Source organism: Deinococcus actinosclerus, from assembly GCF_001507665.1.
GTDB classification, from domain to species: domain Bacteria; phylum Deinococcota; class Deinococci; order Deinococcales; family Deinococcaceae; genus Deinococcus; species Deinococcus actinosclerus.
The window spans coordinates 2647536-2673168 of record NZ_CP013910.1 but is presented as its reverse complement, the minus strand read 5'-3'; the positions used below and the strand labels follow the sequence as shown (position 1 = coordinate 2673168).

Below are 25633 nucleotides of genomic sequence, written 5' to 3'. Positions count from 1 at the left end.
ACCATGCAGCAACTGAAAACCAAGTACAACGAGCAGGTCCGCCCTGCGATGATGCAGCAGTTCGGCTACTCCAGCGTGATGGCCGTGCCCCGCATCGAGAAGATCGTCGTCAACGAAGGCCTGGGCAGCGCCAAGGAAGACTCCAAAGCGATCGACAAGGCCGCCAAGGAACTGGCGCTGATCACCCTGCAAAAGCCCATCGTCACCAAGGCGAAAAAGAGCATCAGCAACTTCAAGCTGCGCCAGGGCATGCCCGTGGGCATCAAGGTCACGCTGCGCGGCGAGCGCATGTTCGTGTTCCTCGAAAAGCTGATCAACATCGGCCTGCCCCGCATCCGTGACTTCAAGGGCGTGAACCCCAACGCCTTCGACGGCCGCGGCAACTACAACCTGGGCATCAAAGAACAGCTGATCTTCCCCGAAATCACCTACGACATGGTCGACAAGGTGCGCGGCATGGACATCACCATCGTGACCACCGCGAAGACGGACGAAGAAGCCCGCGCGCTCCTGCAAGCCATGGGCCTGCCCTTCCGCAAATAAGGACGGATGAACAATGGCTAACACCTCGAAAGTCGTCAAAGCTGCGCGCGGCCACAAGTTCGCCGTGCAGAACTACAACCGCTGCAGCCGCTGCGGTCGCGCCCGCGGGTACTACCGCTTCTTCGGCCTGTGCCGCATCTGCATCCGCGAGATGGCGCACAAGGGCGAACTGCCCGGCGTGAAGAAAGCCAGCTGGTAATCAGCTGACACCCCCCAAGGCCTCCCCACGCGGGAGGTCTTTTGCGTGGCGCCGCGCGGCCCTGTCTTGTGGCCGCGGCACAGACCTGATACACTCCCAAGTTGCCGTGCCTTGAAAAAGGAGCGGTCGCAGTGCCCCCCGGATACGAACCTGTCGCCTTGAGAGGTCATCGTCCGGTGGTGGTGAAGACCCAACAGAAGAGACGCGCCACCTTGTGGCCCCCGCTTCCACTTGGGGAGAACCGCGCCCGACCGCCAGCTTGCCTGGGGCCGGGCCACCTGCCGGGAGCAGGCCCCGTGAGGGGGAACCAGCCCGGATCAACACCAGCCCATGGAGGCTACATGTTGAGTGATCCCATCGCCGATATGCTCACGCGCATCCGCAACGCGACGCGCACCCACAAGGAGACCGTGGACGTCCCGGCCTCCAAGTTCAAGGAGCAACTCGCCAAGCTGCTCGTGGCCGAAGGCTACGTCGCCAGCTACGAGCGCCTGCTGCCCGAAGGCCAGAAGTTCGACGTGCTGCGCCTGACCCTGAAGTACGGCGCCAAGCGTGAGCAGGTCATCAAGCACATCGAGCGCATCAGCCGCCCCGGCCGCCGCGCGTACGTGAGCGCCGAGAACCTGCCCCGCGTGCAGCGTGGCCTGGGCCTGGCCGTGGTCTCCACGAGCAAGGGCCTGCTGGCCGACCGCGACGCGCGCAAGCAGGGCGTCGGCGGCGAAGTCATCTGCGTTCTCTGGTAATCCCCCTTTCCAGGGTTCCAGCGCGTACGAGTCTCACCTGACCTCGGCCCCCACAGCGGGCAGGCCGAATTTAAGGAAGAAGGAGGACAGACCATGTCCCGAATTGGCAAACAGCCCATCGCCGTCCCGAACGGCGTGACCACGACCGCTCAGGACGGCGTCTTCAAGGTCAAGGGCCCCAAAGGCGAACTTACCGTTCCCTACAACACCGAACTGACCATCAAGCAGGACGGCGACCAGCTGCTCGTCGAGCGTCCCAGCGACGCGCAGCGCCACCGCGCCCTGCACGGCCTGACCCGTACGCTCGTCGCCAACGCCGTCAAGGGCGTCAGCGAGGGCTACACCATCAACCTGGAGCTCAAGGGCGTCGGTTTCCGCGCCAAGCTTGCCGGGAAGGCCCTGGAACTGACCATCGGTTACAGCCACCCCGTCGTGATCGAGCCCCCGGCCGGCGTGAGCTTCGCCGTGCCCGAACCCACCAAGATCGACGTGAGCGGCATCGACAAGCAGCTCGTCGGTCAGGTGGCCGCGAACGTCCGTAAAGTCCGCAAGCCCGACGCCTACCACGGCAAGGGTGTGCGCTTCGCTGGTGAGAAAATCAGCCTCAAGGCCGGTAAGGCTGGCGCCACCGGCGGGAAAGGGAAGAAATAATGGCTGCCCAGACGACCGTGCGCCGCAAGCTCCGCGCCCGCCGCAAAGTGCGGCAGGCCGCCGGAGATCGCCTGCGCCTCAGCGTGTACCGCTCCAGCAAGCACATCTACGCCCAGATCATCGACGACAGCAAAGGCGTCACCGTGGCTGCCGCCAGCAGCGCCGCTGTCAAGACGGGCACCAAGACCGACACCGCCACCGCCGTGGGCAAGGCCCTCGCGGAAGCCGCTCTGGCCAAGGGCGTCAAGAAGGTTGTTTTTGACCGTGGTCAGTACCGCTACCACGGACGCGTGAAAGCGCTCGCCGACGCGGCGCGGGAGGGTGGCCTTGACTTCTAACCGACGTAACGACCGTATGGACCGCGAAAGCAGCGAATTCGAAGAGAAGATGCTGTTCGTCAACCGTACGAGCAAGACCTACCAGGGCGGCCGCCGCTTCCGCTTCGCTGCACTCGTGATCCTGGGCGACCGCAACGGCCGCGTGGGCATGGGCATCGGCAAGGCGAAAGAAGTGCCCGTGGCCATCGAGAAGGCCAAGAGCATCGCCCGCAAGAACATGATCCAGGTGCCCGTCGAGAACGGCACCATCCCCCACGACATCGTGGGTGTGAACAGCACCAGCCGCGTGCTGCTCAAGCCCGCAGGCCCCGGTACCGGCGTGATCGCGGGCACCGTGCCCCGCTCGATCGCCGAACTGGCCGGCATCACCAACCTGCTGTCCAAGGAACTGGGCAGCCGCAACAAGGTGAACGTCGCCTACGCCGTGTTCGACGGCCTGAAGAACCTCCGCACCGCCAAGCAGGTCCGTGCCCTGCGCGGCGAGGCGCAGCCCACCGGAGGCGCCCAGTGAAAATCACCCTGAAGCGCAGCGTCATCGGCCGCCCTGGTTACCAGGTGAAGACCGTCCAGGCGCTCGGCCTGAAGAAGATCGGCCAGACCCGCGAGGTCAGTGACACCCCCGCCGTGCGCGGTATGGTGAACACCGTCAAGCACCTGCTGGAGGTGCAAGAATGAAACTTCACGAACTCAAGCCCCACGCGGGCAGCCGCAAGGCCAAGAAGCGCGTCGGTCGTGGCCCCGGTGGCACCGACAAGACCGCCGGTCGCGGCCACAAGGGCCAGAAGTCGCGCAGCGGCGCTGGCAAGGGCAGCTTCTTCGAGGGTGGCCGTAGCCGCCTGATCGCCCGTCTGCCCAAGCGCGGCTTCAACAACGTCGGCGTGACGTTCGAAGTCGTGAACCTGGCGCAGCTGGCGAACATCGAGGACGCCACCATCGACCGCAACGTGCTGGAACTCGCGGGCCTCGTGCGCCGCAAGAACCGCCCCGTGAAGCTGCTCGGCAGCGGCGAGATCGCCCGCGCCGTGACCATTCACGTGGACGCCGCCAGCGAAGGCGCCGTGAAGGCCGTGGAAGCGGCCGGCGGCAAAGTCATCCTGCCCGAAGCGAACGAAGCCGAGAAGGCGGAGTAAATGCTTCGCGCCTTCCGCGACGCATTCCGGATTCCGGATCTTCAGCGGAAGATTGTCTTCACCCTGCTGCTCCTCGCCGTGTACCGGCTGGGGAGCAGCATTCCCACACCAGGGGTCAACAGCGCCGCGCTGAGCAGTGCCACCGGCGGCGGCCTGTTCGGCCTGATCAGCATGATCTCGGGGGGCAATCTTTCGCAGTTCTCGATCTTCGCGCTGGGCGTGCTGCCGTACATCACGGCCAGTATCGTCATCCAGCTGCTCACGACCACCCTGCCGCCGCTGGAGAAGCTCTCCAAGGAAGGCGAGGAAGGTCGTAAGAAGATCAACCAGTACACCCGCTACGCGGCCGTGGCGCTGGGTACCTTCCAGGCCGCGTTCTTCGCGTCCTTCATCAACGCCAACCCCAGTTACCTGGCGGTCGGCTGGGAACCGGGTCTGTTCACCATCCTGGTGATGGTCCTGACCCAGGTGGCCGGGATTGCCTTCACCATGTGGATCGGTGAGCGCATCACGGAAGTGGGCGTGGGCAACGGCATCAGCCTGATCATCACGAGCGGCATCATCGCGCGCTACCCCTTCGAGATCCAGGCGACCGGGAAACTGGTCGGCGCGGATCCGGACGCGCCGTGGCTGCTGCGCATCGTGGCCTTCGTGGCCGTGATCCTCGTGACCATCGCCGGCATCGTGTACGTCTACCAGGCCGAGCGCCGCGTGCCCGTCACGTACGCCCGCGCCCGCGGCGGCGCGGCCGGACAGGCCCGCAGCGCCGGACAGGCCACCTGGCTGCCCATCAAGGTGAACCAGGCGGGCGTGATCCCGGTGATCTTCGCGTCGGCCATGCTGATCATTCCCAACCTGATCCAGCAGGGCACCGTGACCCGCGCGCCGCAGGTGAGCAGCTGGATCGGCACGTACCTGACCTTCGGGCAGCCGCTGTACATCGCGCTGGAAGCCCTGCTGATCTTCGGCTTCACGTACCTGTACAACAGCGTGCAGTTCGATCCCAAACGCATCGCGGAGCAGCTGCGCGAGGCCGGGGGCTTCATTCCCGGCGTCCGCCCCGGCACGCCCACCGCGGAGTTCCTGGGCACGATCAGCAGCCGCCTGAGCCTGTGGGGCGCCATCTTCCTGGTGATCCTGACGGTCATGCCGCAGCTGGTGCAGCGCTGGACGGGCATCACGACCTTCCAGTTCAGCGGCACGGGCCTGCTGATCATCGTGGGCGTGGCGCTCGAAACACTCAAGCAGCTCGAAGCGCAGCTGACGGTCCGCCGTTACGACGGCTTCATCAGCAAGGGCCGCATCCGCGGCCGCATGAACCGCGACAACTGAGCCCGCTGCCCTGAACCGCGCCGCCTCCCGTCTGGAAGCGGCGCGGCTCTTGTTCCCCCCCTGGGGACAGCCGCCCCCTGGGCAGGGGCGCGCGAACGGCACCTTCAGCCTCTATGCTGAAGGGTGAACGGAGGACTACAGTGACTCAACCCAAACACAACGTCGTGATCTTCCTCGGGCCTCCCGGCGCGGGCAAGGGCACCCAGGCGGAGCGGCTGGCGCAGGACAAGGACCTGGTCAAGATCAGCACCGGCGACATCCTGCGCGACCACGTGGCGCGCGGCACCGAGCTGGGCCAGCAGGTCAAGCCCATTCTGGACGCCGGGCAGCTCGTGCCGGACGACATCCTGATCGCGCTGATCCGCGACAAGCTGGCCAGCATGGACGCCGTGCGCGTCATCTTCGACGGCTTCCCGCGCACGAGCGCCCAGGCGAGGGAACTGGACGTGCTGCTCGAGGAACTCGGCGCGCCCGTCAGTGCCGTGCCGCTGCTGGAAGTGCCGGATCAGGTGCTCATTGACCGGATCGTGGACCGGGGCCGGCAGGCCGCCGCGCGCGGTGAGGCGGTGCGCAGCGACGACACCGAGGAGGTGGCCCGCCGCCGCCAGGACATCTACCGCGAGCAGACCCAGCCGCTGATCGACTACTACAGCGCGCGGGGCCAGCTGACCCGCATCGACGGTGTGGGCAGCATGGATGAGGTCTACGGCCGCATCCTGGGCAGCATGCAGTAAACGCCAGTCGGGAGGGGCGGGTGGTTCTGGTCGAGGCCGGACCCACCCGCCCCTTTCTGACGACGGGGGGTGCGCTTGAGCCGGATGGGGGAATGCACTACATTACGCTGGCAGCGTAACGGCTGGAAGGATGCCCCATGACGCCCACCCACGACCCCATCCTGACCCTGGCCCCCGACGCAGGCAGCGCCGCCAGCGCCCGCACCCTCGCCACGCCCGCCCGCTGGCCCGACCTGCACGCCGGACCCACCCACCTGTGGGGCCACTGCCAGGGCAGCGGCGCGCGGCCCTACCTGACCGGCGTGGACCACAGCGGCCCGGACGCCCCAGCCTTCAAGTGCTCCTGCCCCAGCCGCAAGTTCCCCTGCAAGCACGCCCTGGCGCTGCTGCTCCTGCATGAATCGCACCCTCAGCACTTCGGCACCGACCCCACCCCGGACGCTATCCGGACGTGGCTGGACGGCCGGGCCGGGAAGCACGCTCCACCCGACGCCGACGCCGACGCCGACCCGGCAGGGGAGACCCGCAGCGGCCCTGACCCCGCCGCGCAGGCCAAACGCCGCGCCGCGCGCGAGAAGAAGGTCAGCCTGGGCCTAGACGCCCTGCAGACCTTCCTGAAAGACCTCGTCCGGGACGGACTGGCCCAGGCCGCCGCGCGACCCTACAGCGACTGGGACACCCAGGCCGCCCGCCTCGTGGACGCCCAGGCGCCCGGCGCCGCGCGACTGGTCCGGATGATCCCCGAAGTCCTGCCCCACCCGGACCGGCTGCTGGCCCACCTGGGCCGACTGTACCTGCTGACCGAGGCGTGGCCGCGCCGCAACACACTGAGCGCCCCGCAACAGGCCGACCTGCGCGCCGCGCTGGGCTTCCCGCTGGACAAGGCCGCCACCATCGCCGCCGGGGGGACCGACACCCGCTGGCTGGTGCTGGGCCACACCATCAGCGACGAGGAACACGTCCGCACCCGCCGCAGCTGGCTGCACGAAGGCGGCACCACCGCGCTCCTGCTGGACTTCGCCGCGCCCGGCTGGCCCCTGCCACCCGCCCTGCCCGCCGGGGGGAGCGTCCGCGCCCGCCTGAGCCCCGCCCAGGGCGCGGTCCCCCAGCGGCACGTCCTGGACGGCGAGGCCACCCGCAGCGCCCCCGCCCCCCTGCCCGCACCGGTCACCCTGGACGGGCTGCTCGACGCGCACGGCGCCGCCCTGGCCCTGAACCCCTGGCTGGAGCGCACCGCGCACCACCTCGGGCCCGTCACGGTCCACCCGCCCACGCGGGACGGCGACCCATGGCGGGCCGGGGACGCACGCGGCAGCCTCCTGCTGGGCGGCAGCGACACGGCCCGCCTCACCCTGCTGGCCCTGGGTGGCGGGCACCCGCAGACCTTCACCGCCGAATGGGACGGGCAGAGCCTCACCCCGCTATGCGCCGTGCAGGACGGCACCCTGCACCCCCTGGACGGAGGGGAAGATGACGGCTTCTGACCTCCCGGCCCTCCTGAGCGCCGCGCTGATCGGCATCGAACGCGCCCCCCTGCCCACCCCCGGCCCCGACGCCACCGGACAGGCCGCCGCGCGGGTCACCCGGGACGACCCGGCAGGTACCCTGCTGGCCCGCGCCGCGCTGCTGACCCTCGCCGCGACCGCCGGACGGCAACCCGACCCGCCCGCCCCGGCCCCCACCCCCGCCCCCAGCGACCCGCGCCCGGAGGCCCCGGCCCGCGCCGCGCGGCACCTCCCGCATCTGGGCGGCCCCCTGCTGCACGAGTGGCTGACCCTGTGCCACGCGCACGGCTACCGCGTCCCGGCGCTGCACCTGCCGCGCCTGCTGACCCTCGCCACGCAGGACCGCAGCCTGCGCGTCCCCCTCGCCCGCGTGCTGGGCGAACGGGGGCGCTGGCTGGCACACCACGCGGACAGCCCCGCCCTGGCTCACGCTGACGCCCCCGACGAGCCCACCTGGGCCGCCCTGAGCGACACCGACCGCGACACCCTGCACCGCGTGCTGCGAGCCCTCAACCCCGGCGCCGCCCGAGCCCTGCTACGCACGCAGTTCGACACGGAACGCGCTGCCAGCCGCAAACGCCTCCTGAGCGCCGTGCTGGACACCCTGAGTGACGACGACCACACCCTGGAACCCCTGCTGGAGGGCGCGCTGGACGACCGCAGCCCCGACGTGCAGACCCTCGCCCGGCAGACCCTTCAGCGCCTCCGGCGCAGCGCCCTGAACGCCCGACTGGCCGCCGCGCTCCACGACCCCGGCACGCCACCCAACCCCCGCGACGGCCTGAGCGGCGGCCCCCAGGCCCGACTCAGCCACGTCCTGCGGCACGCCCACCCCGACGCGCTGCTGCACGCCACGCCCGGCGGCCCCCCCGCCCTGATCACCCTGGCCCGCGACCACCACCTGCTCGACGACCTCATCGCGGGCACCCTTACACACCGTCACCAGCCCCTCGCCCAGGCGCTTCTCGCGCACGCGTCCACCCCGGCCCTGCGCGCCCTCGCCGACCCGGCCCGCACCCTCCAGGGCGGACTGCACGCCCGCGACCCCGACCTCATCCTCGCCGCCCTGGCGCACCACCCCACCCCCTGGACCCCCGAGGACAGCCACGCCATTCTCGCCCTCCTCCAGGACACCCTCCGGCACGTCGACCACCCCTCCCAGTGGCCGCAACGCTGGCGCACCCTGCACGACCACGCCCATCACCTCCACCCCGACACCACGCCCCCCCCACCCCTGCCACCCGACGCGCCCCACCACGCCCAGAGCGTCTGGCACGACCTGACGAGCACCCTCGACACCCGCAGGCAGATCCGGCACGACTTCAAGGAGCACCCATGACCACCGTGGACTGGAAAGCATTGAAGCGCAAAGCCCGGCGTCAGGACACCCCCCCGGAACGACGCCTGGAACTGGCCCACTTCTCTCCCGACCTCGCCAGGGCTCAGAACACCCCGCCCGACGTCCTGGCTACACTTGCCCAGCATCCCGACCTGAGAGTCCGACTCGCCCTGGCCAGCAACCCCAGAACCCCATCGGCTCTGCTGGCTGCCTTCTGCCGGAGCAGTGACATGGAACTGCTCGTCGCCGTTGCAGGAAACAAGAGCACACCACCAACCGAACTGGAGACACTCGCCCAGCACCGCAACGCCAGGATTCAGGGGCAGCTGGCCAGCAACCCCTCAACCCCGCTGGACGTCCTGACCATCATTGCCTCCCGCTCCGGCAATCTGACGATCCAGGGTTTGAAGTCCTCGTCGAATACGGTGACAACGCCCCATGTGCCAACCTCGACAAAACGGTCCCAGACTTCATCAAAGGCATGGCCCTCAGCGAACTGATCCCCGCTGGCGCAGCCCACCGCCTGCTGGATCACCCATCCCCCGAAATCAGGCAGACCCTGCACCGACACGTCGACAAGGTCGCCACGTCCATACGCGCCCAGATCAAGCAACAACTGATGCAGGAAGGAGCCCACCCATGACCACCCCTGACGCCACCGTCCTGCGCCAGCACGCCGAGCAGCAGTACGCGCACGAACTCGCCGCCCTCGCCGCGCACGACACCCGCCCCCGCCCGCCCCGCTGGAACCTCAGCCCGCACGCCGTCCTGACGTACCTGCTCGGCGGCACCCTCCCCGACGGGACCGAGATCACCGCCAAATACGTCGGGGACCGCCGCCTCATGGAGATTGCCGTCGCCACGCTCGCCACCGACCGCGCCCTGCTCCTCCTGGGCGTGCCCGGCACCGCCAAGAGCTGGGTCAGCGAACACCTCGCCGCGGCCATCAGCGGCGACAGCACCCTCCTCATCCAGGGCACCGCAGGCACCGCCGAGGACACCCTCCGCTACGGCTGGAACTACGCCCGCCTCCTCGCCGAAGGCCCCAGCCCCGCCGCACTCGTCCAGAGCCCCATCCTGCGCGCCATGCAGGGCGGGAAGATCGCCCGCCTGGAAGAACTCACCCGCGTGCAGAGCGACGTGCAGGACACCCTCATCACCATCCTGTCCGAAAAGACCCTCCCCGTCCCCGAACTGAACACCGAAATCCAGGCCGTCCACGGCTTCAACCTCATCGCCACCGCCAACACCCGCGACCGCGGCGTCAACGACCTCTCCAGCGCCCTCAAGCGCCGCTTCAACACCGTCATCCTCCCCGTCCCCGACACCCTCGACGACGAAGTCCGCATCGTCACCGCCCGCGCCCAGGCCCTCAGCGCCGCCCTCCAGATCCCCGCCCAGCCCCCCGCCCTCGAAGAAGTCCGCCGGATCGTCACCGTCTTCCGCGAACTCCGCTCCGGCACCACCGAAGACGGCAAAACCCGCCTCAAAAGCCCCAGCGGCAGCCTCAGCACCGCCGAAGCCATCAGCGTCGTCAGCCAGAGCCTATCCCTCGCCGCGCACTTCGGCACCGGCACCCTCACCCCCCACGACATCGCCGCCAGCCTCATCGGCGCCATCATCAAAGACCCCACCCAGGACGCCCTCATCTGGCGCGAATACCTCGAAACCGTCACCAAAAAACGCGACGACTGGAAAGACTTCTACAAAGCCTGCCGGGCGGTGAGCTGACCGGAATGGGGCATAGAGGCAACCTGATCCATCACGAGAATGGGAAAACGTTGGCATGCGGCCATAGAGGATTCGCGTTGGATGTCCCCAGCCTGATGGCGCTGGGAGAGTCGCCGTTTCTGGCTTGGTTTCAGGCTCAGTTTGATACTGCTGAACAGGTGGATCGGCCGCCACGGGCTATTTGGGATGAGATTCACACTGAAGCTGCCATCTTGGTCAATTTCGACGCGCGTTCGGTCATCTTTGGATTTTGGGAGTGGGTACCTGACGTGCGCGGCTATGACGAGATGTCGGAAGAGATGCACGAACTCATTGAATATCGTGATCTCTCCCTGTTCTTATTGAACCTTGTTCGTGAACGTTGGCCGGGTTGGCAAGTCCAACTGGCACTGCCTGCTGAATTCGCAACGCAGGAAACGTTGGTCGTCCTGCCGAGCGAATTGGCGCCTCCATTAATCGTGGATGTCCACGAGGCAACTGGTACTGGCTGGGCAGACGAGAGAATCCTTGCTGCTTTCAACGCAGGGTTCGCAAGCTCTGAGTTCAGACCACCGTCGATCAGTGTCTCAAAGGAGTGATGTGAGCGTCTCCATCTTTCCCATCCGTCATCACGGCCCCGGTTCGGCGCGCAGTCTTGAGCACGCGCTGTCGCAGCTCAATCCGGATGTGGTGCTGGTGGAGGGGCCGTCCGATGCGGATTCCGTGCTGCCGTTCCTGGCGCAGGCGGACCTGACGCCGCCCGTGGCACTCCTCGGCTACGTGAATGATGATCCTTCCCGCGCGGCGTTCTGGCCGTTCGCGGTGTTCAGTCCGGAGTTCGTGGCGCTGCGGTGGGCGGCGCGGGCGGGGGCGGGGGCGCGGTTCGTGGATCTTCCGGCGGGCGTGGTGCTGGCCGGAGAGCGGGACGGGCCGGAGGATGAGTTGTGGGATGATCCGCTGGGGGTGCTGGCGCAGGCGGCGGGTTTCGCGGATTTCGAGCGGTGGTGGGAGTCGCTGGTGGAGGCCCGCGGCGATGATTTCGATGTGTTCGCGGCGGTGAACGAGGCGATGCGGGCCGTGCGGGCGGACGCGCTGGCGCCGGTGGGTCGGGAGGCACAGCGGGAGGCGTTCATGCGGCAGGGCATCCGCGCGGCGCTCAAGGAGGGGTTCAATCGGGTGGCGGTGGTGTGTGGGGCATGGCACGCGCCCGCGCTGGACGTCTCATTGTTTCCGGTGAAGGCGGACGCGGCGCTGCTCAGGGGCTTGCCGAAGGCGAAGGTGACGCTGACGTGGGTGCCGTGGACGCATGGTCGCCTGAGCGTGGCGAGCGGGTACGGGGCGGGCGTGCGCTCGCCCGGGTACTACGAGCATCTGTTCACGTCGCGCGGCGCGGTCGCGGAGCGCTGGTTTGCGCGGGTGGCGCGGCTGCTGCGCGCGGAGCGGCTGGAGGCGAGCAGCGCGTCGGTGATTGAGGCGACGCGGCTGGCGAATGCGCTGGCGGCGCTGCGGGGGCGGGCGCTGCCGGGGCTGGAGGAGCTGAACGAAGCGGCGCTGAGCGTGTTCGGCTGGGACGGGGACCTGCCGCTGCGGCTGATCGAGGAGCGGCTGGTGGTGGGGGAGGCGCTGGGTGAGGTGCCGGACGGGGTGCCGACGGTGCCGCTGGCGCGGGACGTGGCGCGGCAGCAGAAGAGTTTGCGGCTGAAGGTGCTGCCGGAGAAGCTGGACCTGGAGCTGGACCTGCGGTCGGACAACGATCTGGCGCGCAGCGTGCTGTTTCACCGCCTGAATCTGCTGGGCGTGCCGTGGGCGAAACCCCGAGGGTCGGGCGGCTTGGGGACGTTCCGCGAGGGGTGGCAGCTGCGCTGGCGGCCGGAGTTCAGCGTGCGGCTGGTCGAGGCGAGTCGGCTGGGGCAGACGGTGCGGGACGCGGCGACGGCGTCCGCGCTGGAGGCCGCGCGGGGCGCGGGGACGCTGGCGGAGCTGACGGCGCTGCTGGAGGTGCTGCGCCTCGCTGACCTGCCCGGCGCGCTGCCGGTGACGCTCGCGGCGCTGGACGAGCGGTCGGCGCTGGGCGCGGACGTGCCGGACGTGCTGCGGGCGCTGCCGCCCCTGGCGCGGCTGGCGCGCTACGGGGACGTGCGTGGGCGCGGCCCTGTGGCCGCCGGTCCGGCTGGGGGAGAGGTGGCCCCGCTGGAGACCTTCCGGGCGCTGCTGACCCGCGCGGCGGTGGGCCTGCCGCTGGCCGGGGTGGGCCTGGGGGACGAGGCGGCCGCCGGGGTGCGGGACGCTGTGCGAGGGGCGGACGCGGCCGTGCGCCTGCTGGACGATCCGGACGTGACGGCCGAGTGGCGCGCGGCCCTGCGCCGGACGGCGGACCGGGAGGACCCGCATCCGCTGCTGCTGGGGGACGCGCTGCGCCGCCTGCGCGACGCTTGTGTGCTGGACGCCGGTCAGGTGGAGGCGCGGCTGGGGCTGGCCCTGAGCGACCCGTCGCCGCTGGCGGTCACGGCGTGGCTGGACGGCTTCCTGGGGGACACCGGGGCGCTGCTGGTGCATGACGCGGGCCTGCTGGCGCTGGTGGACAGCTGGCTGTCGGGCCTGGACGCCGAGGTGTTCCAGAGTGTGCTGCCGCTGCTGCGGCGGGTGTTCGCGCGCTTCGAGGCCCCCGAGCGCCGCGCGATCGGTGAGGCGGTGCGCGGGGGGACGCCCGCCTCGCGTCTCGCGCCGGTCGCGGTGGACGGGGCGCGGGCGGCGCGGGTCGTGCCGGTCGTGCTGAGCCTGCTGGGGGTCTCCCACAAATGATGGGAAAATGAGATTTCTGGACCGCTATCTTGACCGGGTCTTATGTTGACCTCCCGCCTGCGCGCGCTGCTCCTTCCCCTGGCCCTGATCTCCGGCGCGGCGTCCTCCCACGCCCAGGCGCGCCCCATGGTGCTCGTGTACCACCAGGTCGGGGCGGGCAGCGGGGCGTCGCTGGGCATCGCGCCGCAGGGCCTGCGGCAGCGGGTCGAGACCCTGCGCCGCCTCGGGTACCGCTTCGTGACCTCCAGCGAGGCCGCGCGCGCCGCCCCGCAGGAGAAGGTGGCCGTCATCCAGTTCGACGACGGCTTCGAGAGCGTGTACCGGCTGGCCTTCCCGGTGCTGCGTGACCTGGGGGTGCCCGGCACGGCGTACGTGATCTGGTCGCGGCTGGATCAGCCGGGCAGCCTGAGCCGCGCGCAGGTGCGTGAACTGCGCGCCGCCGGGTGGGAGATCGGCACGCACTCGCACCGGCACGCGGCGCTGGCCGACCTCGCCCCGGCGGGCCTGCGCCGCGAGCTGAGCGTCCCGGACGGCGAGGCGGCCCGCTGCGTCGCGTACCCGCTCAACCGTCACGACGCCCGGGTGCGCCGCGCGGCGATGGCGCAGGGGCTCTCGTGCGGGGTGGCCGGGGGGCCGCCCGCGCTGGGCCGCCCGGATCCGCTGGCGCTGCCCGCGCCGGCCATCACGCCCTGGGACGACACGCTGCTGCCCCTGCGGGCCCGCTGGGGGCTGGACGCCCGCGCGCCGCTGCTACTGGCCGGCGTGACCGAACCTGTGCTCGACACCCTGCTGGATCAGGGGGCGGGCGAGGCCCCGGCGGTCGAGCCGCCCCTGACCTGGAACCCGGCGCATTACGAGCTGCTGGGGAACGGACTGATCAGCGTCGCGTGGCGCGGCGAGCGTGAGACGCGGCTGGCATGGCGCGAGGGCCGCTGGAGCGTGAACGCCGCCGCACGCCGGGGGGTGGGACGCGTGGACGGCGCGTACACCGGGGGCAGCGTGGCGTTCAACGTCGCGCCGGTCACGCTGGCCGCCGGGTGGGACGGCAGCGGGCCGCTGCTGGGCGGCGCGGTGTCCCTGGGCGGGTACGGCGAGGTCTGGGGGCGGGCCAGTCGGCTGGGTGGCGCGTGGACGTGGGGTGCGGGCGCGACCCTGATTCCGGTGGATTACGTGCAGCTCAGTGCGGCTCACGGCGCATCGGGCACGCAGCTGGGCCTGCGGGCGGCGCTGCCCTGGCAGGACGGCGAGGGCCGGCCACTGCGGCTGGGCGGCGGGTACCGCTGGGGCGAGGGGGCCGGGCCCTTCGCGGAGCTGGAGTACCGGGTGGGCAGTTACAGCCTCACCGCCGAGGTGAGCGGCGCGGGCCGGTTCGGCGTGAAGTTCACGTCCGTCTGGTAAGCAGGCGGGCAGAGGGAGGGCAGCGATGACCACAGAGGAACGCACGCGCCGCTGGCGGCTGGTGCTAGGCGGCGGGGACGCCGACGGGCTGGGCGCGCAGGAGGGGACCGAGGTGCCCCTCACGCTGGAGGACCGCCGGATGGACGCCGCGCTGGCCGGACTGTACGACCCGCCCGAGGGCGAGCGCCGGGGTGGGCTGGGGGGGAGTGCGCCGCGTGTGGCGCGCTGGCTGGCGGACCTGCGCGAGTTCTTCCCGTCCGACGTGGTCCGGGTGATGCAGGCGGACGCCATCGAGCGGCTGAACCTCCGGCAGCTGCTGTTCGAGCCGGAGATGCTCGACGGTGTGGAGCCGGACGTGCACCTCGTGGCGACGCTGGTGTCCCTCAGGGGCGTGATGCCGCCGTCGGCGCGGGACGCGGCCCGCTCGGTGGTGCGGCGCGTCGTGGACGACCTGACGCGCCGCCTGGAGGAACCGACCCGCGCGGCGGTCACCGGGAGCCTCAGCCGCGCGCAGCGCACCCGCCGTCCGAAGGCGGCCGAGATCGACTGGCCGGGCACGATCCGCGCGAACCTGCGCACGTACCGGCCGGAACTGGGCACCCTCGTCCCCGAGCGGCTCATTGGGCACGGGCGGCGGCGGCGGAGCCTGCGGGACGTGGTGCTGTGTGTGGACCAGTCGGGCAGCATGGCGGGCAGCGTGGTGTACGCCGGGGTGTTCGGCGCGGTCCTGGCGAGCCTTCCGGCGCTGAGCACGCGCGTGGTGGCCTTCGACACGGCGGTCGCGGACCTGACCGAGCACCTGAGCGACCCGGTGGAACTGCTGTACGGCCTGCAACTGGGCGGCGGCACCGACATCAACCGGGCGCTGGCGTACTGCCAGGGCGTGATCGAGCGGCCCGAGCAGACGGTGCTGGTCCTCCTGAGCGACCTGTTCGAGGGCGGCAACGAGCGCGAGATGCTCGCCCGTGCCCGCGCGCTGCGCGAGAGTGGCGTGCTGGTCGTGGCGCTGCTGGCCCTGTCGGACGACGGCGCGCCCAGCTTCGACCACGGCGTGGCGCGCGCCCTGGCGGGCCTGGACATCCCGGCCTTCGCCTGCACGCCCGCGCACTTCCCGGGCCTGCTGGCCGCCGCGCTGCGCGGCGAGGATCCCGGCGCGTGGGCGGGCGAACAGGGCCTCGTGGTGCGGGGCGGCGCGGCAGGTTAAGGCCAGGGGGCGGCGCGCGCCGTTCAGAAACCTGTCAGCGGCGCGCGCCTATGGTGGCGGGCACATCAGCCAGGAGACCCCCAACCGTGGATCATCCCGAATCCCCCTGTCCTGCTTCCTCCGGCGCCGACCCGCGCCTGGAGGTGGATCGCCTGAACGACGAGGCCGACGCGCTGCTCATGACGTCCATGCAGCAGTCGCAGGACCTGGCGCTCCAGGCGCTGAATCTGGCGGGCCCGCTGGGGTACGGGACGGGCGAGGCGCGCGCGCGGATGCTGCGGGGCTACGGGCACTACTACCTGTCGGAATACCAGGAGGCGCTGGCGCAGTTCGGGCAGAGCGAGGCGCTGGCCGCCCGGCTCGGGGAGGTCGTCACGCAGGCCCGCGCGGTGAACGGGCAGGCGATCACGCTGGTCACGCTGGGGCAGTACGGGGCGGGGATGGACCGCCACCTGCACGGGTTGCAGCTGGGTCAGGCGAGCGGTGACCGGGTGGCGCAGGCGCGCACGCTGAACAACATCGGGAACCTGTACCTGGACCTGCGGGACTACGAGTCGGCGCTGGCCTACCATCAGGATTCGCTGGCCCTGGCACGGGAGATCGGGCATGACCTGATGGTGTCCAGCGCGTCGATCAACGCCGCGCTGGACACCCACTACCTCGGCCGGTTCGAGGCCGCCCTGGCCCTGAACCGCGAGACGCTGAGGCGCGCGCAGGCGCAGGGCTACCGGCAGCACGAGTTCCTGCTGCGGGCGAACATGGCCGCGAACCTGCTCGGGCTGGGCCGCCCCGGGGAGGCGCTGGAGCAGGCGCAGCAGGCGGCGCGCGGCTCGCAGGCCCTCGGTGACCGCGAGAACCTCTGCGACGCGCTGGTCCTGCGCGGGCAGGCGCTGCTCGCGCTGGGGGACGGCACTGCGCGCGCCGCGCTGGAGCAGGCCGTGACCCTGGCGGACGAGCTGGGCGTGATCTTCCGGCAGATCGAGGCGCATCAGGCGCTGTCGAACCTGCTGGAAACCGAGGGCGACGTAGCCGGGGCGCTGCGCTCGGCGCGGGTGACCGCCGAACTGGAGCGGCAGGCCCTGACCGAGCTGCTCCAGCGGCGCACGCAGGTCACCGCCACGCAGATGAAACTCGAACAGCTCGCGCACCGGGCCGAGCAGGAACGCGTGCGCAGCGCGCAGCTGAGCAGCGCGAACGTGGCGCTACAGGAGGCGCAGGCCCGGCTGGCGCATCAGGCGCGGCACGACGCACTGACCGGACTGCTCAACCGCGCGGCGTTCGAGGCGGAGCTGCAGCGGGCCGTCACGGCGCAGGCGCGGGTGGGCGTGCTGTTCATCGATCTCGATCACTTCAAGCAGGTCAACGACTCGCTCGGGCACGACACCGGCGACCAGCTGCTCGTGCAGATCGCCGAGCGGCTGCGCGGCGCGGTGCGTGAGGGCGATCTGGTGGCGCGTCAGGGCGGGGACGAGTTCACGGTGCTGCTGCGGGGCGTGCGGGCGCACGAGGAGGCCGAACTGGCCGCGCAGCGCCTGCTGGGTGCCCTGTCCGCTCCGGTGACGCTGGCGACGCGGACGCTGACCGTCACCGCGTCGATCGGGGTGGCGGTCTTCCCGGACGACGGTCAGGACGTCCGCACGCTGCAGAAGAACGCGGATCTGGCGATGTACCTCGCCAAGCAGGACCGGCACGCGGTGCGGCGCTTTCACACCACGCTGGGCGAGTCCGCGCTGGAACGCCTGGAACTGGAGCAGGCGCTTCAGGGCGCGCTGACCCGCGAGGAGTTCTGCCTGCACTACCAGCCCATCGTGGACGCCGCGGGCGGCGAGGTGCGCGCGCTGGAGGCCCTGCTGCGCTGGCGGCATCCGCAGCTGGGGCTGGTGCCCCCCGGGCGGTTCATTCCGCTGATCGAGGGCACGGAGCTGATCGTGACGCTGGGCGCGTGGGTGCTGCGCGAGGCGGCGCGGCAGCTGCAGGTGTGGCGGCGGGAACGCCCGGCGCTGCGCGTGTCGGTGAACGTGGCGCCGCGTCAGCTGGCGCAGCCGAATTTCGCGGCGGTGGTGCAGGCCGCCCTGGACGAGTTCGGTCTGGACGCCGAGGCCCTGATCCTGGAGGTGACGGAGGGCGCGGTGCTGGGCCAGGACGGCGAGGCGCACGTGGCGCGCGTGGCGGAACTGGGCCTGCCGCTGGCGCTCGACGATTTCGGCACCGGGTACTCCAGCATCAGTCGCCTGCACCGCCTCCCGGCGCGCTGGCTGAAGATCGACCGGTCGCTCATTCAGGATCAGGACGCGCTCCCCCCGGCGCGGTCCTCGCGGCCGATCGTGCGGGCGCTGATCACCTTCGCCCACGAGGCGGGCGTGCAGGTGGTCGCCGAGGGCGTCGAGCGGCCCGAGCAGTGGCGGGACCTGCGCGGGTGGGGCTGCGACCTGATCCAGGGGTTCCACGTGGCGCGCCCGGCCGCTCCGGAGGAGCTGACGTGGGGCCCGTGGCGTGTGCCGTCAGTCGAGACGGACTGACCAGCCGTCCGGCGTGCTCCGCACGGTCTCGGCGGGCAGGTTGACGGTCAGGGTGGGCGTGCGGATCCGCCAGCGTCCCCCGTGGACCGTGGGTGCGGGCAGGCCGCGTAGTGTCACCTCGTGCACGTCGAACAGGTCCGGGCCGCGCGTCAGGACGGGGTGACCGACGGTGAGCAGGTCGGCGCCGGGGCCGCGCAGCCTGACGTGCCGGGCGTGCAGCAGTGCGCCGTCCCCCAAGGGGTACAGGTTCATCGGGTCGAATCCGCTGAGACGCAGGCCGCCGGGGCTGCTCAGGTGCAGCGTGGAACCGGGCTGGGCGTGAAAGGCCGCCAGCCGGGCGCTCAGATCCGCGTCGTGCCCGTCGGCCGCAGCCTGCGCGGCGCCTCTCAGGTCCGGGTGGGGCGCGGCGGGCCGGGGAGCCCCGACCTGTCCGGTCAGCAGGTCGGCCAGGGCGCGCCCGGCGAGGACCTCCGCAGGCCAGGACGTGCCGGTGCGCTCCAGCAGGTGCGCCAGGGCCGCGCCGCTGCGGTAACTCCAGCCGCGCGGGGTCTGCCGGGTGGCCGCCTCCGGGTCGAGGTCGGGGTGGTCCGCCAGGAAGCGCGTCTCGACGTACAGGGCGAGGCCCTCGGTGGTCTCCATGCGCGTCTCGAACGTGCAGTGGGCCGCGTCCAGCTGCGCGTGCCGCCGGGCGCGCCAGTGCAGGGCGTGCCGCGCGGGCGTCATCCAGGCCCCGTCTCCCGCGCGCAGGGCCAGTCGCAGCCAGTGAGTCTCCTCGGCGCGGGCGTGGCGGACCTCCGCCCGGGTGGGGTGGTCAGGGCGGCCAGTTCCGGAGCGGGCCACGCGGGGGACGGCGTGGCGCCCTGGTACACGTGGAAGGCCTCGTGGATCAGCGTGGCGGCGAGCGTCCGCGCCGCCTGATCGGGGTCGCCGGGCAGGGGCAGGTCGAGCAGCAGCACGCCCGCCGCGCCCAGGCCGCCCGGCAGGGTGACGGCGGTGTGCGCGCTCAGCGCCGGGTGGCGGCCCGGCCACACCCACGCGCCGTCCACGCGGGCCCAGCCGTCCCCACCCGGATCGGCGTGGTGCAGCCACGTGTATGTACCGTCGAAGGTCAGCAGCGGCGTGCGCCGTGGCGCGAACCCGGGCCAGAGGGTGGGTGCCCGGGCGATCAGGGTCAGGGCGCCGGTCAACGCGGCGGGCGGGTGCATGCCGTCAGCGTGACACGCCGCTCCGGGGGAGTAGAGCTCAGGTGCCGGTGCCTGCTGCAGTGTGGGGGCTGCTCAGTCGGCCCTGGGCACTCTGGCGACGTCCGGTGGCGGGAAGCAGGGTGCCGGCGCGGCCCAGGCCGAAGGGGGGCATATCCACGTACATGGTCTCGTACCCGCCGGGCTGGATCAGGTAGGTCTCGTGCCAGATGCCGACCGCGCCGGGATGCCGCCGCGCCGCCTGGTTGAAGGCCCGCCACGCGGGGAGGTGGGCGTGGTCGCGGGCGTGCGCGTAGGCCTGGAGGTGCTCGGCGCTGCGCCAGTACTGGATCAGGGTGGTGCCGTGGGTCTGGCCGCCCAGCAGCCCCAGCTCGGGCTGCGCCTGGAGTTCGCGCAGCATGCGGGGCATGGCCCGGAACACCGGGAGCCACGCGGGAACGTTCCAGGGCTGGTTCAGGCGCGCCCCGATCAGGAAGACGGCGAAGGGGCCGTCCAGTTCGGCGGTCAGGCGGACCGGGCGGTGGTCGGGGATGGTCGTGGCGCTGCGGGTCATGACTCCTCCTGACCATCCAGGTCAAATGGTCCATTATGGATGGTCTGACCTGATGGTACGCTCCAGTCATGCCGGACGCAACCCTGGGCCCCTCCGCGTTCATCGTGCTGGGCTTCCTGAATCACGCGGGACCCGCCACCGCCTACGACCTCAAACGCTGGGCGGACGAGTCGGTGGGCTTCTTCTGGACCTTCCCCCGGTCGCAGCTGTACGCCGAACCGCAGCGTCTCGTCACGCTTGGCCTGCTTACCGAGACCCAGGAGGACGCGGGCCGCCGCCGCCGCCTCTTCCAGATCACCGACGCGGGCCGCGACGCGCTGGAGGCGTGGCGCCGCAGTCCCGCCGGGCTGCCGGAGCTGCGCGACCCGGGGCTGCTGCGGATGTTCTTCACGCCTGAAGACGATCACGCCGCCCTGCGCGACCTGGCCGCCGGGCAGCTGCGCCAGCACCGGGAGCGGCTGGACACCTACCACGCCATGATGCAGGCCGATCCCTGCGCGCTGCCCGACCGACCCCCCTTCACGCGCACCCTGCGGATGGGCGAACTGTACGAGCAGGCCTGCCTGAACTTCTGGCAGGAGGTCCTCGACGGCCTGCGTCCGGAATAGGCGAACGCCTGGGCGGATCACGGTGGCGCCGCCCGGCCCACCCCCGCTCCGGCCTTGCCGTTCCGGGAAGGGTCATGATACCTTTACGTTTGGCTTGTATCAGGCCTGGAGGTTGCGTGGCGAGACGAAAGATGCCGGAACAGCGGGAAAAGCGTAAGAAGGAAGAGTCCGATACCGTGCGGGCCGAGGGCGTGGTTGAAGAGGCGCTGCCAAACACCACGTTCCGCGTGAAGCTCGACACCGGGCACGACATCCTGGCTTACATCAGCGGCAAGATGCGCATCCACTACATCCGCATCCTGCCCGGGGACCGTGTGGTTCTGGAAATCAGTCCCTACGACACGACGCGCGGACGCATCGTCTACCGCAAGTAAGACCCCGGCCGAAGTACCCAACAGATTCCCCACCCGCAGAGGTGGGAGGGGGGTCGAGCGCTGCCAGTCTGCCGCCCATGATGGGGCGCGGGCGCGGCGGCGCGAGGAGGAAGCAATGAAAGTTCGTAGCAGTGTCAAAAAGATGTGCGACAACTGCAAAGTGATCCGCCGCCATGGTCGCGTGCTGGTCATTTGCTCCAACGTCAAGCACAAGCAGAGGCAGGGTTAATCATGGCGCGTATTGCTGGCGTTGACCTGCCCCGCGAAAAGCGCGTCGAAATCGCGCTCACCTACATCTACGGCATCGGCCTGACCCGCAGCAAAGAAGTTCTGGAGCGCACCGGCATCAACCCGGACACCCGCGTCAAGAACCTCAGCGAAGGCGAGCAGAGCACCCTGCGTGAAGCCATCGAGAAGACCTACAAGGTCGAAGGTGACCTCCGCAGCGAAGTCGGCCAGAACATCAAGCGCCTGATGGACATCGGCGCCTACCGCGGCCTGCGTCACCGCCGCGGTCTGCCCGTGCGCGGCCAGCGCACCAAGACGAACGCGCGCACCCGCAAGGGCCCCCGCAAGACCGTCGCCGGCAAGAAAAAGGCCACGAGGAAGTAAGCCATGGCGAAGAGCACCAAAGGCAAGACCCCGCGCCGCGCCCGGCGCAACATCAGCGCTGGCCGCGCGTACGTGCACGCCAGCTACAACAACACCATCGTCACCATCACCGACCTCGACGGCAACAGCGTTGCCTGGAGCAGCGGCGGGACGATCGGTTACAAGGGCAGCAAGAAGGGCACGCCCTACGCCGCCCAGCTGGCCGCCGCTGACGCCGTCAAGAAGGCCCAGCAGACCTTCGGCATGAACATTGTCGACGTGATCGTGCGCGGCAGCGGCTCCGGCCGTGAGCAGGCCATCCGCGCCATCCAGGCGTCGGGCATCGAAGTGAAGTCCATCATGGACGACACCCCCGTGCCGCACAACGGCTGCCGCCCCAAGAAGAAGTTCCGCGCTTAACGCGCACGCGCGCGCCCACCTGCCCCGCCTCCACCGTCCCACGTGACGTAAGCCCCACCACAGGCAACGGAGGCGGGCAACAGAGGGCCGCAGACCCGGCCTCCCCCCAGGGGAAGCGCCGCAAGGAGAGTCAAACATGGGTCGTTTCCGTGGATCGATTACCAAACTCAGCCGCCGCGAAGGCATCAACCTCGCGGAGACCGAAAAAGTCCAGAAGTACCTGGACAAGCGCCCCTACGCGCCCGGCCAGCACGGCCAGCGCCGTGGCCGCGGCCGCCCCAGCGACTACAGCGTGCGTCTGCGCGAAAAGCAGAAACTCGCCCGCCTGTACGGCATCGGGGAAAAGCAGTTCCGTAACCTCTTCGAGGAAGCGGCCAACGTTCCCGGCGTGACCGGCACCGTGTTCCTGCAGCTGCTCGAACGCCGCCTGGACAACGTCGTCTTCCGCATGGGCTTCGCGAGCACCCGCCGCCAGGCCCGCCAGTTCGTCGGCCACGGCCACATCCTGGTCAACGGCAAGAAGGTCGACATCGCCAGCTACCGCGTCAAGATCGGCGACGAGATCAGCGTGTCCGACCTGGGCCGCAAGATCGGCTTCATCCAGGAAAACATGGAAGCGCAGAAGCGCCGCCGCGTGAGCCCCTGGGTCGAACTGGACGCCGAGAACTTCAAGGGCACCTTCTCCCGCCTCCCCGCGCGTGAAGACCTCGCCCTCCCCATTAACGAGAACTTCATCATCGAGTACTACTCGCGCTAAATCAGGAGGCCCCAGTGGATCAAAAGCGCCCTCAACTCAAGGCCCGTGTGGACGGCGACTACGGCGAGTTCGTCCTGGAACCGCTCACCCGCGGCTACGGCGTCACCATCGGGAACCCCATCCGGCGCATCCTGATGTCCTCCATCCCCGGTACCGCTGTGACCAGTGTGTACATTGAGGACGTCCTGCACGAGTTCTCCACCATCCCCGGCGTCAAGGAAGACGTCATCCAGATCATCCTGAACCTCAAGGAACTCGTGGTGAAATTCCACGCGACCGGCCCCAAGACCCTCACCCTGCGCGCGCAGGGCGAAGGCGTCGTCAAGGCCAGCGCCTTCGAGGTTCCCAGCGACGCCGAGATCGTCAACCCCGACCTGGTCATCGCCAACCTCGCCGAGGACGGCAAACTGGTCATGGAAGTGCGGATCGAGGAAGGCGAAGGCTACGTCCCCGCGGACAAGCACGCCACCAAGGACCGCATCAACTCGATCCCCGTCGACGCGATGTTCTCCCCCGTGCGCCGCGTGGCGTACCACGTCGAGAACACCCGCGTGGGCCAGCAGACTGACCTGGACCGCCTGATCCTGCGCGTCTGGACCGACGGCAGCACCAGCCCCCAGGACACCCTGGACAAGGCTGTTGAAATCCTGCGTGATGAACTCACGGTGTTCGGCAACGTGGAGACCCTCCCCGCCGCCGCGCCCGAGTATCAGCAGCCCGTCTACACCCCCGCGCCCACCGCGCCGAACGTGTACGACCTGCCGCCCAGCACCGCCAGCCTGAACCTGAACCCCGGCGACTACCCCGCCGAGATGGACTCGCCCCGCGTGACCCTCGAGGGTCTGGGCCTCACCACCCGCGTGCTGCACTCCCTGAAGGAAGAAGGCATCGACAGCGTGGACGCCCTGTGTGCTCTGTCCGACCGTGACCTGAAGAAGGTCCCCGGCATCGGTGAGCGCAGCCTCGACGAGATCAAGCAGCAACTCGCCCAGTTCGGCCTCGCCCTGCGCGACTGAGCCGACTGAACCCCAAGGAGATACCTTATGCGTCACGGTAAAGCCGGTCGCAAGCTCAACCGCAACAGCAGCGCCCGCACCGCCCTGGCCCGCGCCCAGGCGACGGCCCTGCTGCGCGAGGGCCGCATCCAGACGACCCTCACGAAGGCCAAGGAGCTGCGCCCCTTCGTCGAGAAACTGATCACCACCGCCAAGGGCGGCGATCTGCACGCCCGCCGTCTCGTCGCCCAGGACATCCACGACAACGCCGTGCTGCGTAAAGTCATGGACGAAGTGGCCCCCAAGTACGCCGAGCGTCCCGGTGGCTACACCCGCATCCTGCGCGTGGGCACCCGCCGCGGTGACGGCGTCACCATGGCCCTGATCGAACTGGTCTGATCAGACCCCCCCCCGCGGCGCCCGCTTCCACCCACACGGTGAGAGCGGGCGCCGTTCTGATGTGGTGTGTGGTGCCGGCTCACCTCTCACCGGCATCGGAGCGGGCCCTCGACGCGCCGGCGCGGCTGCGGTTGCCGCGGGCTGCCGGGTCGCTGGTTGCCGGACCGCCGGCTGGCGCAGGGGTGAGCGCCTCATCCGACGGCCGCAGAAAGCCCGGCGTCCTGTGACGGACCGCCGGGCTTCTACCGTGATCGCAGGTGTTCAGGGGCCGTCGGTATACACGCGGCTGGGGTAGTAGTAGCGCTGAAGCATCAGCTTGCCCAGGGCCACCAGCGGCACGGCGAGCAGCGCCCCCGCAAAGCCCAGCAGGGACGCGCCGATCAGGATGGCGACAAGTACCGTGATGGGGTGCAGGTCCGTGGTGCGGCTCAGGATGTACGGACTGAGGAAATTCCCCTCGATCTGGTTGGCCGCCACGAACACCACGATCACCAGGACGATCTTGATGAGCGCGCCCGGCAGGGTCAGGGCCAGCAGGATCGCCGGCGTGGCGCCGATGATCGGCCCCAGGTACGGCACGATGTTGAACGCCCCGGCCAGGAACCCGATGGCGGCGGCGCTGGGAATCCCCACGATGGTCAGGCCCAGCCACACGAACACGCCGATAAAGGACGCGATCAGCAGCTGACCACGGACGTACCCGCCGACTGCCGTGCCGACCAGATCGCTGAACTCCTGCACGCGCGGCTGCCAGGGACGCGGGAAGACCCGCAGCAGCGCGGCGTTCACGCGGCTGTAGTCGATCATCAGGTAGATGCTCATTAGCAGGATAAGCAGGATCTGCCCCACCATGCCCCCGATGGACACCAGACCGCTGAGCAGCGTGCCGGTCGAGGACAGCGCGTTCTGCAGGATCGGGACGATGTTCTTGCCGATGTTCTGCACGTAGTCCTGCGCCGCCGTGATCAGCCGCTCGCGCGAGTCGGCCAGGCCCGGGACGCCACGGTCCGTCAGCCAGGACGTCACGCGGTCGAGCACGTCGCCCAGCGAGCCGATCTGGTCGGGCAGTTTCTGGAGCAGCGTGATCAGCTGCCCGGACACCGTGGCGAGCAGCAGCCCGGCCATGCTGAGCAGCGCCGCGAAGATCAGCACCACGAAGAAGACCCCCAGCCCGCGCCGTACCCGTCCGCGTTCCAGCCAGTTCAGCAGCGGATTGGCCAGGTAGGCGATCAGGAACGCCACCGCGAAGTCGATCAGGACGGTCCTGATCTGACCCACGAAGCGGTACAGGACGTAGAACCCTACGAGGAAGACGAGCAGACGCACCCAGGGGCTGCGCCACACGTACTGGAAGGCGTTCGGTTGGGGCGGCGCGGCAGGCGGACGGGCAGAGGGACGACTCACGCCCTCACTGTAGATCAGGGCGCCGGGACGCCGCTTGAGAATCCTTTGCGGCTCCGGACCAGCCGGACGCCAGCCGGCGTGGTCCGGCCGGCTGAAACGCGCCCTGCAGGCTCAGAGGCGAGGCGGGGGCGGGGTGATCCCACCTGACGGGGGGACAGCGTGATGGCCTGCTCCGGCCCCGAA

Annotated in this window: 31 protein-coding genes; 27 read left to right on the top strand and 4 right to left on the bottom strand. The window is 70.1% G+C overall.

Going from position 1 to position 25633, the window contains the following annotated elements:
* Positions 1-3: 3 nt before the first annotated feature.
* The 19 genes from rplE (at position 4) to AUC44_RS12970 (ending at position 18147) form a co-directional block, all read left to right on the top strand.
* Positions 4-543: a 50S ribosomal protein L5 gene (gene rplE / locus AUC44_RS13055; protein WP_046843204.1), complete on the top strand. Its 540-nt coding sequence runs from the start codon at positions 4-6 to the stop codon at positions 541-543.
* 13 nt (positions 544-556) lie between these two features.
* A complete protein-coding gene (locus AUC44_RS13050; RefSeq protein ID WP_046843203.1) occupies positions 557-742 on the top strand; it encodes a type Z 30S ribosomal protein S14 in 186 nt (61 codons plus the stop codon).
* 341 nt (positions 743-1083) lie between these two features.
* Positions 1084-1485 (top strand): 30S ribosomal protein S8, encoded by a 402-nt coding sequence (gene rpsH / locus AUC44_RS13045; protein ID WP_046843202.1) that lies wholly within the window; start codon positions 1084-1086, stop codon positions 1483-1485.
* A 93-nt stretch (positions 1486-1578) separates the two neighbouring features.
* Complete coding sequence (gene rplF, locus AUC44_RS13040; RefSeq protein ID WP_062159134.1) at positions 1579-2136, top strand: 50S ribosomal protein L6; 558 nt, start codon at positions 1579-1581, stop codon at positions 2134-2136.
* On the top strand, positions 2136-2474 hold the full coding sequence (gene rplR, locus AUC44_RS13035; protein WP_046843200.1) for a 50S ribosomal protein L18: 339 nt from the start codon (positions 2136-2138) through the stop codon (positions 2472-2474). Before rplF ends, rplR begins: the two co-directional genes overlap by 1 nt.
* Entirely contained in the window at positions 2464-2985 is a 522-nt protein-coding gene (gene rpsE / locus AUC44_RS13030) for a 30S ribosomal protein S5 (protein ID WP_082689065.1), read from the top strand. Before rplR ends, rpsE begins: the two co-directional genes overlap by 11 nt.
* On the top strand, positions 2982-3149 hold the full coding sequence (rpmD, locus tag AUC44_RS13025; protein ID WP_046843198.1) for a 50S ribosomal protein L30: 168 nt from the start codon (positions 2982-2984) through the stop codon (positions 3147-3149). Before rpsE ends, rpmD begins: the two co-directional genes overlap by 4 nt.
* Positions 3146-3604, top strand: coding sequence for a 50S ribosomal protein L15 (gene rplO / locus AUC44_RS13020; RefSeq protein ID WP_062159132.1), 459 nt, complete (start codon positions 3146-3148; stop codon positions 3602-3604). The genes rpmD and rplO overlap by 4 nt, the downstream gene beginning before the upstream one ends.
* A complete protein-coding gene (gene secY / locus AUC44_RS13015; protein ID WP_062159131.1) occupies positions 3605-4936 on the top strand; it encodes a preprotein translocase subunit SecY in 1332 nt (443 codons plus the stop codon).
* 140 nt (positions 4937-5076) lie between these two features.
* Positions 5077-5670 (top strand): adenylate kinase, encoded by a 594-nt coding sequence (locus tag AUC44_RS13010; protein WP_062159130.1) that lies wholly within the window; start codon positions 5077-5079, stop codon positions 5668-5670.
* Positions 5671-5807: 137 nt separating this feature from the next.
* The gene (locus tag AUC44_RS13005) at positions 5808-7154 is read left to right on the top strand and encodes an SWIM zinc finger family protein (protein WP_062159129.1); all 1347 of its coding nucleotides are present in this window, start codon (positions 5808-5810) and stop codon (positions 7152-7154) included.
* Positions 7141-8514: a DUF5691 domain-containing protein gene (locus AUC44_RS13000; RefSeq protein ID WP_062159128.1), complete on the top strand. Its 1374-nt coding sequence runs from the start codon at positions 7141-7143 to the stop codon at positions 8512-8514. The genes AUC44_RS13005 and AUC44_RS13000 overlap by 14 nt, the downstream gene beginning before the upstream one ends.
* Positions 8511-9014 (top strand): hypothetical protein, encoded by a 504-nt coding sequence (locus AUC44_RS16655; protein WP_157445377.1) that lies wholly within the window; start codon positions 8511-8513, stop codon positions 9012-9014. The genes AUC44_RS13000 and AUC44_RS16655 overlap by 4 nt, the downstream gene beginning before the upstream one ends.
* Before the next feature lie 139 nt (positions 9015-9153).
* Entirely contained in the window at positions 9154-10245 is a 1092-nt protein-coding gene (locus tag AUC44_RS12990; protein ID WP_062159126.1) for an ATP-binding protein, read from the top strand.
* Positions 10246-10322: 77 nt separating this feature from the next.
* Complete coding sequence (locus tag AUC44_RS16650; RefSeq protein WP_157445376.1) at positions 10323-10823, top strand: hypothetical protein; 501 nt, start codon at positions 10323-10325, stop codon at positions 10821-10823.
* Between the two features lies 1 nt (position 10824).
* Positions 10825-13026, top strand: coding sequence for a DUF5682 family protein (locus tag AUC44_RS12985; protein WP_157445375.1), 2202 nt, complete (start codon positions 10825-10827; stop codon positions 13024-13026).
* Between the two features lie 42 nt (positions 13027-13068).
* On the top strand, positions 13069-14424 hold the full coding sequence (locus AUC44_RS12980; RefSeq protein ID WP_062159125.1) for a polysaccharide deacetylase family protein: 1356 nt from the start codon (positions 13069-13071) through the stop codon (positions 14422-14424).
* 25 nt (positions 14425-14449) lie between these two features.
* Entirely contained in the window at positions 14450-15628 is a 1179-nt protein-coding gene (locus tag AUC44_RS12975; RefSeq protein WP_062159124.1) for a VWA domain-containing protein, read from the top strand.
* Positions 15629-15714: 86 nt separating this feature from the next.
* The gene (locus AUC44_RS12970) at positions 15715-18147 is read left to right on the top strand and encodes an EAL domain-containing protein (protein WP_062159123.1); all 2433 of its coding nucleotides are present in this window, start codon (positions 15715-15717) and stop codon (positions 18145-18147) included.
* Here the strand turns inward: AUC44_RS12970 and AUC44_RS12965 are convergent.
* Genes AUC44_RS12965 through AUC44_RS12955 form a run of 3 tightly spaced genes read right to left on the bottom strand, consistent with a single transcriptional unit; the run spans position 18130 to position 19902 of the window.
* Positions 18130-18870: a hypothetical protein gene (locus AUC44_RS12965; protein WP_062159122.1), complete on the bottom strand. Its 741-nt coding sequence runs from the start codon at positions 18868-18870 to the stop codon at positions 18130-18132. The two genes, AUC44_RS12970 and AUC44_RS12965, sit on opposite strands and share 18 nt — an antisense overlap.
* A complete protein-coding gene (locus AUC44_RS12960; RefSeq protein WP_062159121.1) occupies positions 18867-19352 on the bottom strand; it encodes a hypothetical protein in 486 nt (161 codons plus the stop codon). The genes AUC44_RS12965 and AUC44_RS12960 overlap by 4 nt, the downstream gene beginning before the upstream one ends.
* Before the next feature lie 37 nt (positions 19353-19389).
* Positions 19390-19902, bottom strand: a complete 513-nt coding sequence (locus AUC44_RS12955) for a DUF4188 domain-containing protein (protein WP_062159120.1) — start codon at positions 19900-19902, stop codon at positions 19390-19392.
* Between the two features lie 68 nt (positions 19903-19970).
* On the opposite strand from AUC44_RS12955, the gene AUC44_RS12950 reads away from it, so the two are divergent.
* The 8 genes from AUC44_RS12950 to rplQ all read left to right on the top strand — a co-directional run bounded on the left by AUC44_RS12950 (position 19971) and on the right by rplQ (position 24046).
* A complete protein-coding gene (locus AUC44_RS12950; protein ID WP_062159119.1) occupies positions 19971-20510 on the top strand; it encodes a PadR family transcriptional regulator in 540 nt (179 codons plus the stop codon).
* A gap of 131 nt (positions 20511-20641) precedes the next feature.
* Positions 20642-20884 (top strand): translation initiation factor IF-1, encoded by a 243-nt coding sequence (infA, locus tag AUC44_RS12945; RefSeq protein ID WP_012693978.1) that lies wholly within the window; start codon positions 20642-20644, stop codon positions 20882-20884.
* Between the two features lie 115 nt (positions 20885-20999).
* Positions 21000-21113 carry a 50S ribosomal protein L36 gene (gene rpmJ, locus AUC44_RS16285; protein ID WP_012693977.1) on the top strand — a complete coding sequence of 38 codons (114 nt, stop codon included), beginning with the start codon at positions 21000-21002 and terminating at the stop codon, positions 21111-21113.
* Positions 21114-21115: 2 nt separating this feature from the next.
* The gene (rpsM, locus tag AUC44_RS12940) at positions 21116-21496 is read left to right on the top strand and encodes a 30S ribosomal protein S13 (protein ID WP_058975383.1); all 381 of its coding nucleotides are present in this window, start codon (positions 21116-21118) and stop codon (positions 21494-21496) included.
* Between the two features lie 3 nt (positions 21497-21499).
* Positions 21500-21895: a 30S ribosomal protein S11 gene (rpsK, locus tag AUC44_RS12935; RefSeq protein ID WP_046843186.1), complete on the top strand. Its 396-nt coding sequence runs from the start codon at positions 21500-21502 to the stop codon at positions 21893-21895.
* A 136-nt stretch (positions 21896-22031) separates the two neighbouring features.
* Positions 22032-22652: a 30S ribosomal protein S4 gene (gene rpsD, locus AUC44_RS12930; protein ID WP_046843185.1), complete on the top strand. Its 621-nt coding sequence runs from the start codon at positions 22032-22034 to the stop codon at positions 22650-22652.
* Between the two features lie 14 nt (positions 22653-22666).
* Positions 22667-23668: a DNA-directed RNA polymerase subunit alpha gene (locus AUC44_RS12925; RefSeq protein WP_062159118.1), complete on the top strand. Its 1002-nt coding sequence runs from the start codon at positions 22667-22669 to the stop codon at positions 23666-23668.
* Between the two features lie 27 nt (positions 23669-23695).
* Positions 23696-24046, top strand: coding sequence for a 50S ribosomal protein L17 (rplQ, locus tag AUC44_RS12920; protein ID WP_046843183.1), 351 nt, complete (start codon positions 23696-23698; stop codon positions 24044-24046).
* A gap of 261 nt (positions 24047-24307) precedes the next feature.
* On the opposite strand, the gene AUC44_RS12915 is transcribed toward rplQ, so the two are convergent.
* Positions 24308-25450 carry an AI-2E family transporter gene (locus AUC44_RS12915; protein ID WP_062159117.1) on the bottom strand — a complete coding sequence of 381 codons (1143 nt, stop codon included), beginning with the start codon at positions 25448-25450 and terminating at the stop codon, positions 24308-24310.
* Positions 25451-25633: the final 183 nt, after the last annotated feature.

Bases quoted from the DNA above. Each gene is read 5' to 3' on its own strand.
- rplE (WP_046843204.1), top strand. From the start codon at position 4: ATGCAGCAACTGAAAACCAAGTACAACGAGCAGGTCCGCCCTGCGATG.
- AUC44_RS13050 (WP_046843203.1), top strand. From the start codon at position 557: ATGGCTAACACCTCGAAAGTCGTCAAAGCTGCGCGCGGCCACAAGTTC.
- rpsH (WP_046843202.1), top strand. From the start codon at position 1,084: ATGTTGAGTGATCCCATCGCCGATATGCTCACGCGCATCCGCAACGCG.
- rplF (WP_062159134.1), top strand. From the start codon at position 1,579: ATGTCCCGAATTGGCAAACAGCCCATCGCCGTCCCGAACGGCGTGACC.
- rplR (WP_046843200.1), top strand. From the start codon at position 2,136: ATGGCTGCCCAGACGACCGTGCGCCGCAAGCTCCGCGCCCGCCGCAAA.
- rplO (WP_062159132.1), top strand. From the start codon at position 3,146: ATGAAACTTCACGAACTCAAGCCCCACGCGGGCAGCCGCAAGGCCAAG.
- secY (WP_062159131.1), top strand. From the start codon at position 3,605: ATGCTTCGCGCCTTCCGCGACGCATTCCGGATTCCGGATCTTCAGCGG.
- AUC44_RS13005 (WP_062159129.1), top strand. From the start codon at position 5,808: ATGACGCCCACCCACGACCCCATCCTGACCCTGGCCCCCGACGCAGGC.
- AUC44_RS13000 (WP_062159128.1), top strand. From the start codon at position 7,141: ATGACGGCTTCTGACCTCCCGGCCCTCCTGAGCGCCGCGCTGATCGGC.
- AUC44_RS16655 (WP_157445377.1), top strand. From the start codon at position 8,511: ATGACCACCGTGGACTGGAAAGCATTGAAGCGCAAAGCCCGGCGTCAG.
- AUC44_RS12990 (WP_062159126.1), top strand. From the start codon at position 9,154: ATGACCACCCCTGACGCCACCGTCCTGCGCCAGCACGCCGAGCAGCAG.
- AUC44_RS12980 (WP_062159125.1), top strand. From the start codon at position 13,069: ATGTTGACCTCCCGCCTGCGCGCGCTGCTCCTTCCCCTGGCCCTGATC.
- AUC44_RS12975 (WP_062159124.1), top strand. From the start codon at position 14,450: ATGACCACAGAGGAACGCACGCGCCGCTGGCGGCTGGTGCTAGGCGGC.
- AUC44_RS12965 (WP_062159122.1), bottom strand. From the start codon at position 18,870: ATGACGCCCGCGCGGCACGCCCTGCACTGGCGCGCCCGGCGGCACGCG.
- AUC44_RS12960 (WP_062159121.1), bottom strand. From the start codon at position 19,352: ATGCACCCGCCCGCCGCGTTGACCGGCGCCCTGACCCTGATCGCCCGG.
- AUC44_RS12955 (WP_062159120.1), bottom strand. From the start codon at position 19,902: ATGACCCGCAGCGCCACGACCATCCCCGACCACCGCCCGGTCCGCCTG.
- AUC44_RS12950 (WP_062159119.1), top strand. From the start codon at position 19,971: ATGCCGGACGCAACCCTGGGCCCCTCCGCGTTCATCGTGCTGGGCTTC.
- infA (WP_012693978.1), top strand. From the start codon at position 20,642: ATGCCGGAACAGCGGGAAAAGCGTAAGAAGGAAGAGTCCGATACCGTG.
- rpmJ (WP_012693977.1), top strand. From the start codon at position 21,000: ATGAAAGTTCGTAGCAGTGTCAAAAAGATGTGCGACAACTGCAAAGTG.
- rpsM (WP_058975383.1), top strand. From the start codon at position 21,116: ATGGCGCGTATTGCTGGCGTTGACCTGCCCCGCGAAAAGCGCGTCGAA.
- rpsK (WP_046843186.1), top strand. From the start codon at position 21,500: ATGGCGAAGAGCACCAAAGGCAAGACCCCGCGCCGCGCCCGGCGCAAC.
- rpsD (WP_046843185.1), top strand. From the start codon at position 22,032: ATGGGTCGTTTCCGTGGATCGATTACCAAACTCAGCCGCCGCGAAGGC.
- rplQ (WP_046843183.1), top strand. From the start codon at position 23,696: ATGCGTCACGGTAAAGCCGGTCGCAAGCTCAACCGCAACAGCAGCGCC.